At 59.2% G+C, this 12796-nt stretch carries 12 protein-coding genes; 7 read left to right on the forward strand and 5 right to left on the reverse strand.

Annotated elements, in window-relative coordinates:
- Both ACIP66_RS26685 and hslO read right to left on the reverse strand, forming a co-directional pair.
- On the reverse strand, nt 1-584 hold a 584-nt coding region (locus tag ACIP66_RS26685; protein ID WP_400652101.1), incomplete at its 3' end, for a phosphoenolpyruvate carboxykinase (ATP).
- Nucleotides 585-766: 182 nt separating this feature from the next.
- The gene (hslO, locus tag ACIP66_RS26690; protein WP_008080485.1) at nt 767-1669 is read right to left on the reverse strand and encodes an Hsp33 family molecular chaperone HslO; all 903 of its coding nucleotides are present in this window, start codon (nt 1667-1669) and stop codon (nt 767-769) included.
- Nucleotides 1670-1774: 105 nt separating this feature from the next.
- Here hslO and ACIP66_RS26695 point away from each other — a divergent pair, with 105 nt between their 5' ends.
- Nucleotides 1775-2575, forward strand: a complete 801-nt coding sequence (locus tag ACIP66_RS26695) for a phosphatase PAP2 family protein (protein WP_212544759.1) — start codon at nt 1775-1777, stop codon at nt 2573-2575.
- 149 nt (nt 2576-2724) lie between these two features.
- Here the strand turns inward: ACIP66_RS26695 and ACIP66_RS26700 are convergent, their stop codons facing one another.
- Nucleotides 2725-3132, reverse strand: a complete 408-nt coding sequence (locus tag ACIP66_RS26700; RefSeq protein WP_053116531.1) for an RNA-binding S4 domain-containing protein — start codon at nt 3130-3132, stop codon at nt 2725-2727.
- A gap of 116 nt (nt 3133-3248) precedes the next feature.
- Between ACIP66_RS26700 and ACIP66_RS26705 the strand changes: the two genes are divergently transcribed.
- The 3 genes from ACIP66_RS26705 (at nt 3249) to rimK (ending at nt 5427) form a co-directional block, all read left to right on the forward strand.
- A complete protein-coding gene (locus ACIP66_RS26705) occupies nt 3249-4028 on the forward strand; it encodes an EAL domain-containing protein (protein WP_053116530.1) in 780 nt (259 codons plus the stop codon).
- 77 nt (nt 4029-4105) lie between these two features.
- The gene (locus tag ACIP66_RS26710; RefSeq protein WP_231982547.1) at nt 4106-4525 is read left to right on the forward strand and encodes an ATP-dependent zinc protease; all 420 of its coding nucleotides are present in this window, start codon (nt 4106-4108) and stop codon (nt 4523-4525) included.
- Nucleotides 4522-5427 (forward strand): 30S ribosomal protein S6--L-glutamate ligase, encoded by a 906-nt coding sequence (gene rimK / locus ACIP66_RS26715; RefSeq protein WP_007949201.1) that lies wholly within the window; start codon nt 4522-4524, stop codon nt 5425-5427. The genes ACIP66_RS26710 and rimK overlap by 4 nt, the downstream gene beginning before the upstream one ends.
- 201 nt (nt 5428-5628) lie before the next feature.
- On the opposite strand, the gene ACIP66_RS26720 is transcribed toward rimK, so the two are convergent.
- Both ACIP66_RS26720 and ompR read right to left on the reverse strand, forming a co-directional pair.
- On the reverse strand, nt 5629-6942 hold the full coding sequence (locus ACIP66_RS26720) for an ATP-binding protein (RefSeq protein ID WP_053116529.1): 1314 nt from the start codon (nt 6940-6942) through the stop codon (nt 5629-5631).
- Between the two features lie 114 nt (nt 6943-7056).
- Nucleotides 7057-7797 (reverse strand): two-component system response regulator OmpR, encoded by a 741-nt coding sequence (gene ompR, locus ACIP66_RS26725; RefSeq protein WP_008080479.1) that lies wholly within the window; start codon nt 7795-7797, stop codon nt 7057-7059.
- A gap of 360 nt (nt 7798-8157) precedes the next feature.
- Here ompR and ACIP66_RS26730 point away from each other — a divergent pair, with 360 nt between their 5' ends.
- From ACIP66_RS26730 to gshA, 3 genes are all read left to right on the forward strand, one after another.
- Nucleotides 8158-10482, forward strand: coding sequence for a Tex family protein (locus ACIP66_RS26730; protein ID WP_400652106.1), 2325 nt, complete (start codon nt 8158-8160; stop codon nt 10480-10482).
- Nucleotides 10482-10865 (forward strand): PaaI family thioesterase, encoded by a 384-nt coding sequence (locus ACIP66_RS26735; protein ID WP_007917925.1) that lies wholly within the window; start codon nt 10482-10484, stop codon nt 10863-10865. The genes ACIP66_RS26730 and ACIP66_RS26735 overlap by 1 nt, the downstream gene beginning before the upstream one ends.
- Nucleotides 10866-11112: 247 nt before the next feature.
- Nucleotides 11113-12696 (forward strand): glutamate--cysteine ligase, encoded by a 1584-nt coding sequence (gene gshA, locus ACIP66_RS26740; protein WP_400652108.1) that lies wholly within the window; start codon nt 11113-11115, stop codon nt 12694-12696.
- Nucleotides 12697-12796: the final 100 nt, after the last annotated feature.

Consider the following 12796-nt stretch of genomic DNA (forward strand, 5'->3'; position numbering starts at 1 on the left):
AGCCGGAAGTTCTGCACGGAGAACATGGCTTTCTTCATCTCACCGGCGTAACGCATGCCGGCGATCAGCACTTTTTTCTGTGCGAAGTTGAGGATCACGCAACCGTCGGAGTTGGTGCCGTCACGCTCAGGCACGCACTCGAAGTTGGCCACGTTGAGCACTTGCCACTCTTCACGACCGGCCGGGTTGTACTGGGCCGGGTTGATGAACAGGCAACGACCGAACAGATTCTGCCAGGCAGTCTGGGTGGTCATTTTCACGGCCAGGTAGTGATCTTCAGCTGCGCCTACATGCACGTGGGAAACGAAGTGCTCTTGCGCGTTGTTGAACGCCTCGACACGAGCCCACAGCGCGTCGAACTTGTCGGCCGGGAACTTGCGGTTGATCGGGCCCCAGGCGATAGCAGCCTGGGTGGAAGGCTCTTCAACGATGAAACGGTCAACAGGCGAACGACCGGTGCGGTGACCGGTGCGAACAACCAGAGCGCCGGTATCGGCAAGCTCGCCCTCACCGCGATTCAAGGCTTCTTTTACCAGATCATCGACACTCAGATCGGTGTACACGGCGTTATTGGCTTGCGTCATGAGATTCCCCGTCGGCCAGTGGCCGAGTGTGCTCCAAACGTTTTGTAGTAGAAAGTCGTGCACTACTACCGCGACAAAAAGTGGGCCGGATTATGCCAGAAACGCCCAAAAAGAGTAGGGCCCTCCCGTCGTAACGGCGTAATTGCGCGTTTGAGCAGTGAATTTACCTGCGCTGAACCGTTTTAGTGCCGGGTGTCGGATGGCGTGTCGACACCTGCGCCAGCGAACAATTGAGCGATATCAGCTGCATCGAACAGGTAGCGCTCGTTGCAAAACTGGCAATCGATCTCGACGGTGCCACCCTGTTCGGCGACCAGGGCTTGCGCATCTTCCAGACCCAGACTCACCAGCGCATTGCCCGAACGATCCCGCGAGCAACTGCAACGGAAGCGCAGATTCTGCACATCGAACAGACGCACCTGCTCTTCGTGATAGAGACGATGCAGCACGGTTTCGTTGTCCAGGCTGAGCAATTCATCGGCGGTCAGGGTGGTGGCCAGCGCGGTGATGTGCTGCCAACTGGCGGCGCGATCTTCTTCGTCTTTCAGACGATCGGCCGGCAATTGCTGCAGCAGCAAACCACGGGCGCGACGACCGTCGGCGAACAGCTTGAAGCGCGTACCGACCTGTTGCGACATGACGAAATAGTTGGTGAAGCAATCGGACAGGGTTTCGCCGTCGAGGTCGACAATGCCCTGGTAGCGCTGGCCGACAGTCGGGTCGACGGTCAGGGCCAGAACACCGTTCGGCATCAGGTCGGCGAGGGTTGCGTCCGGGGCGATCTGATCGGCGTGATAACGCGCCAGACCACGGATGTCGCGGTCGCTGGAGCACTCGATCATCAGCATCGGAATCGGGCCTTCGGAACGCGCCTGCAGAATCAGCAGTCCATCGAACTTGAGGGTGCCCACCAGCAACGAGGCGGCGGCCATCAGCTCGCCCAGCAATTGCGCAACCGGCTCCGGGTACGGGTGCTTGGCGAGGACTTCGGCGTAGCTGCGCTCAAGCGCGACCAGTTCGCCACGGGTGTCGCTGTCATCAAAGATGAAGCGTTGGGTGAAATCGGTATCCGGTAGGTCGGTCATAGGTCTGGGTATCTGAAAGTGGTGACAAAATGGTTACAAGACGTGAAAATTTGCGCTTCTTGGCACCCCTTTTGGTGCCGACTGCTCTGCCATGGGAGGCATTTTATGAACAATCCGGGTTTGTTCCAATCAAGGTGGAACCTCGGCCGGCTGGTTCTGTGCAACGTGGTGCCATTAGCACTACTGGCTTTCTGGTTATGGCCTACGGGCAACGCGCTGTGTGTGATTTTCGACGAGTGGCTGTTTCGCTCACTCAATACACCGCTGGCCAGCAACCCCATATGGCTCCACATCTGGGCAATTGCAAGTATGCGTCCGTTCGACATCGTCGTTGGCCTGATCCTGCTGACGCTGCTGATCAAGGGTGACTGGGTGTTCAAGGCGATTGACGTGCGCCGGGCTTTTTTCGGTTTTCTGTCAATTCTGTTGTTGATGGTGGTGATTCGCGCACTGTTTTCCAAGTTCGCCGACTCAATGGATTGGCAGCACAGCAGCCCGTCGATGGTGCTTGAGGGCGCCGTGCACATCAGCGACTACTTCCCGGATCTGGAAAAAACCTGGGAAATTAAAGATCGCTCCAGCCAGAGTTTCCCCGGTGATCACGCCTCGGTGTTGTTGATCTGGGCGCTGTTCATGGGCGTGTTCAGCCGTACGGTCGGGCAATTTTTGACGGTGTGGGGTTTGGCGGTGCTGTTCATGTTGCCGCGACTGGTGGCTGGTGCGCATTGGGGCCAGGACGATTACATCGGTGGGGTTTTGCTGGCGGTGTGGGCGTTGGGCTGGGGTTATTACACGCCGTTCGCGTATCACGCTGCGAACTTCTGGCTGAAGGTGACGGCGCCGGTTTTTGCGCTGCTGGGCAAGTTGCCGGTGGTTTCGCGGATGAGTGTGGTGCGTAGCGCCTGATACCGCGTAGCCTTTGGCGAGTGCTGCGCCCTCGATTCGCGAGCAGGCTCGCTCCCACAATTGACCGCATTCCTTCCGTTGAAATGCAATCCAATGTGGGAGCGAGCCTGCTCGCGAAGAGGCCAGCACCGATAACGCAGAAATGTCTGTTACTCGTCGTGGCTGCTGCCACGAAACTTGAACAAATCCCGCCGCTGTTTCTTGCTCGGTTTGCCATCGGTGCTCATGCCCAACGCGCCAGCCTTGCGCATCGCCGCAGCCGCCTCACGCTTGGCAACACTCTCGGCAGTCTCCGCGTACAAGGTCTGCGCCTCGGGCGCACCGCGGCGCACGATCGACAGCGCCTCGACCTTCACCGTGCGCACTTCGAACCCCATACGAATCTCGAACTCATCGCCAATGCGTGGCTCTTTGCCAGGCTTGCAGCGCTCGCCCCGACAATGCACCTTGCCACTCTCAATGGCGGCTTTGGCCAACGCGCGAGTCTTGTAGAAACGTGCGGCCCACAGCCACTTGTCGAGACGAACCTTGTCGTCCTCTTCCTGTTTTTGCGCCATATGAATTCCTCGGTCAGCCAGTAGTCGGAACTGTACTACCGTTTCTGTCGGGCGCAACAACCCGGCCCTCCAGATAGACTGTGATCCAGGCCGGTTCATCGGCACGGAGAGATCGAGTGACAAAATTTCCATCTTCATTAACTTCGCCCAAGGCCGGTTGCCAAGGCTGCCAGCAAAGCGAGCCGCTGGGCTTCGAGTTTGCCTTCGCCTATCAACCTATTGTGGATCTGCGCGATCAGTCGATTTTCGCCCACGAAGCGCTGGTTCGGGGTGTGGCCGGTGAAGGCGCGTTCACCGTGTTGGATCAAGTTACAGAAGACAACCGCTACCGTTTCGACCAGCTCTGCCGCACCCGCGCCATCGAAGGCGCGGCCACTCTAAATATGCAGACACACTTGTCGATCAACTTCATGCCCAACGCGGTCTATCGTCCAGAGTTATGCATTCGCAGCACTCTGGAGGCGGCAAAAAAACACAATTTCCCGATCGACCGATTGATTTTCGAAACCCTGGAAAGCGAGCACGTAGATAACTATCGCCATTTGACCAATATTCTGCGTGAATACCGCGAATTCGGCTTCAAGACCGCCATCGATGACTTCGGTGCCGGTTATTCGGGGCTCAATCTGCTGGCTGATTTCCAACCGGATCTGATCAAACTCGACATGGCGCTGATCCGCGATGTCGATCGCGACCGTGTTCGTCAGGCGATTGTTCGGGGGATTGTCACAATCTGTGCGGAGTTGGACGTTACAGTCATTGCCGAAGGCATTGAGAGCGCCGGTGAACGGGATTTCCTGGCGGACTGTGGAATATTTCTGATGCAAGGCTACTGGTTCGCCAGACCTGCATTCAAAGCGTTGGCCCAGGTAGCACCTGAGGCCTGGACGCGTTAATCGTTGGTTTTTATCTATTGAAGACATTTGACCATTTGACCGTTGTCGGTCTGCGCGAGTGGGTGGCGCTCCCGGATTTGGGAGTCGCGGGCCTGCGGGCGAAAATCGACACCGGGGCCAGCACCTCCAGTCTGCACGCCACCGATATCGAACCGTTCGAACGCGACGGCGAGAAATGGGTGCGTTTCACCGCGCACCTGGGCACGGTGGTGCAGTTACGTCACCGCCGCTGCGAAGCGCCGCTGGTGACGCGCAAAACTATTAAAAGCTCCAACGGCCATGCGCAGGTGCGCTACGTGATCAGCACCACCCTGGCCTTGGGCGATCGGGTCTGGCCGGTCGAGTTCACCCTCGCCTGCCGCAAGTCCATGCGTTATCGCCTGTTACTCGGTTCCAAAGCCCTGATCGACGGCCAGTTAGTCGTCAATCCGGGTATCAAATATGTACAAGACAAGCCGGTGTTCCCGGTATCTACCTCCTCCACAGGTGTTGCATGAAGATCGCTGTGCTGTCGCGGAACCCGCGTCTGTATTCCACCCGCCGTCTGGTCGAAGCCGGAACCGAGCGCGGGCATGAAATGGTAGTGATCGACACGTTGCGCGCCTACATGAACATCGCCAGCCACAAGCCGCAGATCCACTATCGCGGCAAACCGCTGGAAGGTTTCGACGCGGTGATTCCGCGGATCGGTGCGTCGGTGACGTTCTATGGCTGCGCCGTGTTGCGTCAGTTTGAAATGATGGGGGTATTCCCGCTCAACGAATCGGTGGCGATTGCCCGTTCCCGGGACAAGTTGCGTTCGCTACAACTACTGTCGCGGCGCGGCATCGGTCTGCCGGTCACCGGGTTTGCTCACTCGCCGGACGACATTCCCGATTTGATCGACATGGTCAACGGCGCGCCGCTGGTGATCAAAGTGCTGGAAGGCACCCAGGGCATCGGTGTGGTGCTGTGTGAAACCGCGACTGCCGCGGAATCGGTGATCGAGGCGTTCATGGGCCTGAAGCAGAACATCATGGTGCAGGAGTACATCAAGGAAGCGGGCGGCGCGGATATTCGTTGCTTCGTGGTCGGCGACAAGGTGATCGCGGCGATGAAGCGTCAGGCGAAACCGGGTGAGTTCCGTTCCAATCTGCACCGTGGCGGCAGTGCGAGCCTGATCAAGATCACGCCGGAAGAGCGCATGACCGCGTTGCGTGCGGCGAAGGTCATGGGCCTGGCGGTGGCGGGTGTGGATATTCTGCGTTCCAATCACGGGCCGCTGGTGATGGAAGTGAACTCGTCGCCGGGGCTGGAAGGGATTGAGACCACTACCGGGAAGAATGTGGCGGGGATCATCATTGAGCATCTGGAAAAAAATGGTGGGCCGAATATGACGCGCACCAAAGGCAAGGGCTAGAGCGAAGAGCAAGAGCCCCTCACCCTAACCCTCTCCCGAAGGGAGAGGGGACTGATTGGGGGATATTGGAAAACTCCGCCGACATGATCGATCTTTACCGAATCCATAATCGACTCGGAATTTCAGGTCGATGTATGACGCCAGACACCTCGGTCGGCTCCCTCTCCCTCTGGGAGAGGGCTGGGGTGAGGGTTTTATGTTTTAAACGGCATCCCGCGGCAACATCAACCCCAGCGGCAACCTGACTCGCGCTTCCAATCCACCCCCGGACCGATTGCGCAGCTCAACATTTCCGCCATGCATCGAAGCAATCCGCTTCACAATCGCCAGACCCAAGCCAGTACCCTTCCCGCCCCGAGCACGATCGCCGCGAGTAAACGGATTAAAGATCGCCTCGAGCTCTGAAGGATCAATCCCCGCCCCTCGATCCATCACGCTCAGCACCACATACGGCGCGCTGACATCACCGCTCACATAAGCCGCAACTTCAACACTGCTGCCGGCATGATTCAGGGCGTTGCCGATCAGGTTGTTCAGTAGTCGTTTCATCGACACCCGACGCAGCGGAAACGGCTGAATCGGCTCCAGACGCAAACGGACTTTCTCTTCATTCTGGTTGTAAGGCGCTGCCACCTCACGCACCAGATCGCTGAGATCGACCTCCTCCACCGATTCATCACGACCATCACGAATAAATGCGAGGAACTGGTCGAGAATCGCGTCCATGTCTTCGATGTCACGCACCATGTCGTCGGTCAGGTCGTTGCGATCGCCCATCAACTCCAGTGACAACCGCAGACGCGTCAACGGTGTGCGCAAATCGTGGGAAACCCCCGCCAGCATGAGCTCGCGCTCGCGTCCGGCCTGCTCGACGTCTTCGGCCATCTGGTTGAACGCGCGATACACCTCGGTCATTTCGCTCGGCGTATCGCTGATCGGCAGACGCACACTGCGGCCCTGACCGAGTTGACGCGCGGCAAACACCAGACGTTTCAACGGCTGATTGAGCTGACTGACGAAAATCCACGCCGACGCCGTCGACAGCAGTCCGATGGCGAGGAACCAGCCGAGCACGTTCCAGATTTTCTGGCCGCGCAAGGGGTGCGGGTACAGCGGTACTTTCAGCCAGCCATCACCGAGGCTCGGCGCGCGAACCCACAGCGCCGGCGGCGAATGCATGCGCAAGCGCACTTCGGTGTCGGCTCCCAGCTCCGCCTGCATCTGCCGCTGATAGATTTCGCTGTACGGCCAATGCTGTTCGCCTTCCGGCACGCCAGCGCCAACCACGCGGATCAGGGTCGCGGCATCGGCAATCTTCGCGCGGTTTTCTTCGTCGGCGGCCCAATAAGCGCGCAGCGTCAGGGCGACGCCGTGGCTGTATTGACGATCCACCAGCACGTCCTCGTTCATCAATAGATAAACCAGGGTCAGCGCTTTGGAAAACAGCACGACGATAAGCACCAGCCAGAGGGTGCGGGAGAAAAAACTTTGGGGGAACCAGACGGGGGTTTTCATGAATAACCGCTACACACTTGCAGGAGCGAGCAATGCTCGCATATTGCGGATTGCGAGTCTGCGGGCCGGGTCATTCAACCCGGGCCCGACAGACCCGCTCCTACAAATCGCCGATCACTTGGTGGCGGCGCCATCCGGTACGAACACGTAGCCCACGCCCCAGACAGTCTGGATGTAGCGCGGCTTGGATGGATCGGGTTCGATCATCCGGCGCAGACGCGAGATCTGTACGTCGATGGAACGCTCGAGGGCATCCCACTCGCGGCCACGGGCCAGGTTCATCAGCTTGTCGCGGGTCAGTGGCTGACGCGCGTTCATCACCAGAGCCTTGAGTACCGCAAACTCACCGGTGGTGAGCATGTGCACTTCGTCGCCGCGCTTCAGTTCGCGGGTGGCCAGCGACAACACGTAATCACCGAAGGTGACGTTTTCGTCTTCGCTGCCCGGCGCGCCCGGCACCGGAGCGGCCTGACGGCGCAGAACGGCTTTGACCCGGGCCATCAGCTCGTCCGGGTTGAACGGCTTGGCCAGATAGTCATCGGCGCCCAGTTCCAGGCCCTTGATGCGGCTGATCTCATCGCCCTTGGCGGTGAGCATGATGATCGGAATCTGATTGTTCGCGGCGCGCAGGCGGCGGCAAGCGGTCAGGCCGTCTTCACCCGGCAGCATCAGGTCGAGTACGACCAGATTGAACACTTCACGCGACAACAGACGATCCATCTGTTCAGTGTTCGGAACGGTACGGGCGCGGTAGCCCTTGCTGACGAAGAAACGTTCCAGCAGGCTGCTCAGCCCCGGATCGTCATCAACGATAAGAATTTTTTCGCCTTCAGCAGTTTGTGCAGTGCTGCTCATTAGATGCTCCTTTTAGCTCGGCGCGCATTATGGCGTAGCTGCCGTTATACGCACCGTGTGCATTGTTAGCAGATTTTTCCTTCACTGCCAGAAAACCGGGGTTTATGCCTACAGACTGCAACACCCCCGAATGGCAGAACGCTGGTTATAATGCGCGGCGTTTTGTGCCAGGCAACGTCTGAATCGTTACCGCAGGTGATCGCCGGTTTTTTTCATGGCAACCGCAGTAATTGTTCGATTTCACGGGTCAATGGGGTGCCTTTTGACCCAGGCAGCGGCCATCTTCATGCCGCTCAACCAGACTCCGGGCCTTTATTTTCGCGCCTGCGAGCCTGCTTTCACAATATGTCAGGTGGTTTTATGGACAGCATCAACAGCCGCATCGCCGAGGAACTCGGCGTACGCCCACAACAGGTCGAAGCGGCCGTCGCGCTACTCGATGAAGGCTCAACCGTTCCCTTCATCGCCCGTTACCGGAAAGAAGTCACCGGCAGCCTCGATGACACCCAGTTGCGTCACCTGGAAGAGCGCCTGCGCTACCTGCGAGAACTCGACGAACGGCGCATCAGCATCCTCGCCAGCATCGAAGAGCAAGGCAAACTCACCCCGCAACTTGAGCGCGACATCAAGCTTGCCGACACCAAAACCCGCCTCGAAGACTTGTACTTGCCGTACAAGCAGAAGCGCCGCACCAAGGGCCAGATCGCCCTGGAAGCCGGCCTCGGCGACCTCGCGGATGGTCTGTTCAACGACCCGAACCTGGCCCCGGAAACCGAAGCCGCACGCTTCGTCGATGCCGAAAAAGGCGTAGCCGATGTCAAGGCTGCCCTCGAAGGCGCCAAATACATCCTCATGGAGCGTTTCGCCGAAGACGCCAGCTTGCTGGAAAAACTGCGTAATTACCTGAAACAGGAAGCCACCCTCAGTGCCCGCGTTATCGCTGGCAAAGAAGAGGAAGGCGCCAAGTTCCGCGACTACTTCGAACACGACGAACCACTGAAAAGCATGCCGTCGCACCGCGCGCTCGCCATTTTCCGAGGCCGCAACGAAGGCATTCTCAGTTCTGCGCTGAAAGTCGGCGACGAGCTGCCGGGCACCATGCACCCGTGCGAAGGCATGATCGGCCAGCAATTCAACATCCAGAACCAGAACCGCCCGGCCGACAAATGGCTCGGCGAAGTGGTGCGCTGGACGTGGAAGGTCAAGCTCTACACACACCTGGAAACCGACCTGCTCGGCGAACTGCGTGACGGCGCCGAAACCGAGGCGATCAACGTCTTCGCCCACAACCTGCACGACTTGCTACTGGCCGCCCCGGCCGGCCCGCGCGCTACTCTGGGCCTCGACCCGGGCCTGCGTACCGGTTGCAAGGTGGCCGTGGTCGACTCGACCGGCAAGATGCTCGATCACGCCACGGTTTACCCGCACGTGCCGCACAACAAGTGGGATCAGACCATCGCGATTCTGGCCGCCCTGTGCGCCAAGCACTCGGTAGACCTGATCGCCATCGGCAACGGCACCGCCAGCCGCGAGACCGATAAACTGGCGATCGAGCTGATCAAAAAATATCCAGCAATGAAGATGACCAAGGTCATGGTGTCCGAGGCCGGCGCATCGGTGTACTCGGCATCGGAACTGGCCGCCAAGGAATTCCCGGACCTGGACGTGTCGATCCGTGGCGCGGTATCGATTGCCCGCCGTCTGCAGGATCCACTGGCAGAACTGGTCAAAATCGACCCGAAATCCATCGGTGTCGGCCAGTACCAGCACGACGTTTCGCAACTGAAACTGGCGCGCGGTCTGGATGCGGTAGTTGAAGACTGCGTGAACGCCGTCGGCGTTGATGTGAACACCGCTTCGGTGGCGCTGCTGGCCCGTATCTCCGGCCTCAACGCAACGCTGGCGCAGAACATCGTGACCCACCGCGACGAACACGGCGCGTTCAAAACCCGCGCAGCCTTGAAGAAAGTCGCGCGTCTGGGCGAAAAAACCTTCGAACAGGCGGCCGGTTTCTTGCGCGTGATGAACGGCGACAACCCGCTGGATTCCTCGGCGGTTCACCCGGAAGCCTATCCGCTGGTGCAGCGTATTGCCGCTGAAACCGACCGCGACATCCGTTCGCTGATCGGCGATGCAAGCTTCCTCAAGCGTCTGGATCCGAAGAAATTCACCGACGAGACCTTCGGTCTGCCAACCGTCACCGACATTTTGCAAGAGCTGGAAAAACCGGGCCGCGACCCGCGTCCGGAGTTCAAGACAGCCGAGTTCCAGGAAGGCGTTGAAGACCTGAAAGACCTGCAACTGGGGATGATCCTTGAAGGCGTGGTCACTAACGTGACCGCGTTCGGTGCCTTCGTCGACATCGGCGTGCATCAGGACGGTCTGGTGCACATCTCGGCGCTCTCGGAGAAGTTCATCAAGGATCCACGCGAAGCGGTGAAGGCCGGTGACGTGGTGAAAGTGAAGGTCATGGAAGTCGATATCCCGCGCAAACGCGTTGGCCTGTCGATGCGCATGGGCGACACCCCGGGCGAGAAAATCGACGGTGCGCGTGGTTCGCGTCCGGGCTCGGCCCAGCGCCAGCCTTCGAACAATGCGCCACGCAAGGAAACCGCGACCGCCGCGCCAGTGAACAATGCGATGGCCTCGTTGTTCGCTAACGCCAAGCAGTTGAAGAAACGCTGATGGAAATTCCGGCCGGGCTCGTCGAGAGCGCGTTTTTCAAGCTGTTGGGCTGCCGCCTGCACAGCCTGGAAACCGGGGTGGCGCAAGTCGCCCTGGTGCTGGAACCGGAACTGCGCAATCGCGGCGGCAAATTGCACGGTGGCGCGCTGTTCAGCCTGGTCGATATCGCCATGGGGCTGGCCTGTTCCAGCACCCATGGCTTCGATCAGCAGAGCGCGACCATCGAGTGCAAGATCAACTATATCCGCGCCGTTTCCGACGGCGAGGTGCTGTGCACGGCGCGGGTCATCCACCCGGGCCGCCGCACGTTGGTGGTCGAAGCCGACGTGATGCAGGGCGACAAACTGGTCGCAAAAGCACAAGGCACGTTCGCTGTCCTGTAGCTACCGGTCATCATTTTGAGTTAATTTCGGCGCAACGCATCCTGTAGGAGCTGCCGCAGGCTGCGATCTTTTGATTTTGTTTTTCAATAGCAAGATCAAAAGATCGCAGCCTTCGGCAGCTCCTACAGGGTATGTGTGCGGCTGACCGGTTAGAAAAACCAGGCGAAAACGCCAGTTTTAACTTCACCCTTGTAGACCGTCCTGCCCACCCCCATATTGGGGCGACTGACGCGTGAAGGAATCCAAATTGAGCGAACTTCTCAACCGCCGCCTGGCTCTGCTCGGCGAGCGCGCTAACCTCTCTCTGCTCGAGCAGTGCCTGCACGGTATCGAACGTGAATGCCTGCGCGTGACCAGCGAAGGTCGCCTGGCGCAAACGCCGCACCCCGAAGCCTTGGGTTCCGCGCTGACCAACGAACAGATCACCACCGACTACTCCGAGTCGCTGCTGGAATTCATCACGCCCGCCCTGCCTGACCCGGCTGATACGCTGGCAAGCCTGGACAAGATTCACCGTTTTGCCTACAGCAAACTCGGCAACGAGTACCTGTGGAGTCCATCGATGCCGTGCCCGTTGCCGGCCGAGGAAGACATCCCGATCGCCTATTACGGCACCTCCAACATCGGTCAGCTCAAGTACGTTTACCGCAAGGGCCTGGCCCTGCGCTACGGCAAGACCATGCAGTGCATTGCCGGGATTCACTACAACTTTTCCCTGCCGGAAAAGCTCTGGCCGCTGCTGCGTGAAACCGAAGGGTTTGTCGGCACGGATCGCGATTTCCAGTCGTTTTCCTACATCGCGCTGATCCGTAACTTCCGTCGCTACAGCTGGCTGCTGATGTACCTGTTCGGTGCCTCGCCAGCGCTCGACGCCGGTTTCTTGCGCGGTCGTTCGCATCAGTTGGAACAACTCGATCCGGACACCCTGTATCTGCCGTACGCGACCAGCCTGCGCATGAGCGACCTCGGTTACCAGAGCAACGCCCAGGCCGGTCTGACGCCGTGCTACAACGATCTGGCGAGCTACACCGACAGCTTGCGCAAAGCCGTCGCCACGCCGTACGCGCCTTACGTTGAAGTCGGCACGCACAAGGATGGTGAGTGGGTTCAGCTCAACACCAACATCCTGCAGATCGAAAACGAGTACTACTCCAACATCCGCCCGAAACGCGTGACCTACACCGGTGAGCGGCCGATTCAGGCGCTGGTGGCCCGTGGCATTCAATACGTTGAAGTGCGTTGCCTGGACATCAACCCGTTCCTGCCGATGGGCATCGACCTCACCGAGTCGCGCTTCCTCGACGCGTTCCTGCTGTTCTGCGCGCTGAACGATAGCCCGCTGCTGACCAACACCTCGTGCGGCAATGCGACGTCGAACTTCCTCAGCGTGGTCAAGGAAGGTCGTCGTCCGGGCCTGCAATTGCAGCGTGACGGTCAACCGGTCGAGATGAAGGCATGGGCGGCAGAATTGCTGGAACAAATCGCCCCGCTGGCGGCGTTGCTGGATCAGAGCCATGGCGGCGATGCGCACAGCAAGGCGCTGGATACGCAACTGGCCAAGGTCAGCGATCCGTCCCTGACACCGTCCGCGCAGGTTTTGGCGGCGATGGCTGAGCATAAGGAAAGCTTTGCGCAGTTCTCGTTGCGTCAGAGTCAGGCGCATGCCGAGTTTTTCCGTAGCGAGCCTTTGGCGGCGGATGAGCAGGCGAAGTTTGAGGAGCTGGCGCGTACTTCGCTGGCCGCGCAGGCTGAGCTGGAGCAGAACGAGGTGGGGGATTTTGATGTGTTTGTCGGGTCGTATCAGGCGAGCATTTTGGCGATCAGCAACTGAAGAGCCCCTCACTGTAGAGACCGGTACATCCTTTACAAATTAGACCGGGGACATCGTTTACACCTTTACAGGCTTGAAACGCGTTTGGCGCCCCTTTCAA

This window comes from Pseudomonas sp. NPDC088429, assembly GCF_044753305.1.
Lineage (GTDB): Bacteria > Pseudomonadota > Gammaproteobacteria > Pseudomonadales > Pseudomonadaceae > Aquipseudomonas > Aquipseudomonas rustica.

Excerpts from the sequence above, each read along its gene's own strand:
- hslO (WP_008080485.1), bottom strand. The coding sequence starts at position 1,669 with ATGACCGACCTACCGGATACCGATTTCACCCAACGCTTCATCTTTGAT.
- ACIP66_RS26695 (WP_212544759.1), top strand. The coding sequence starts at position 1,775 with ATGAACAATCCGGGTTTGTTCCAATCAAGGTGGAACCTCGGCCGGCTG.
- ACIP66_RS26700 (WP_053116531.1), bottom strand. The coding sequence starts at position 3,132 with ATGGCGCAAAAACAGGAAGAGGACGACAAGGTTCGTCTCGACAAGTGG.
- rimK (WP_007949201.1), top strand. The coding sequence starts at position 4,522 with ATGAAGATCGCTGTGCTGTCGCGGAACCCGCGTCTGTATTCCACCCGC.
- ACIP66_RS26720 (WP_053116529.1), bottom strand. The coding sequence starts at position 6,942 with ATGAAAACCCCCGTCTGGTTCCCCCAAAGTTTTTTCTCCCGCACCCTC.
- ompR (WP_008080479.1), bottom strand. The coding sequence starts at position 7,797 with ATGAGCAGCACTGCACAAACTGCTGAAGGCGAAAAAATTCTTATCGTT.
- ACIP66_RS26730 (WP_400652106.1), top strand. The coding sequence starts at position 8,158 with ATGGACAGCATCAACAGCCGCATCGCCGAGGAACTCGGCGTACGCCCA.
- ACIP66_RS26735 (WP_007917925.1), top strand. The coding sequence starts at position 10,482 with ATGGAAATTCCGGCCGGGCTCGTCGAGAGCGCGTTTTTCAAGCTGTTG.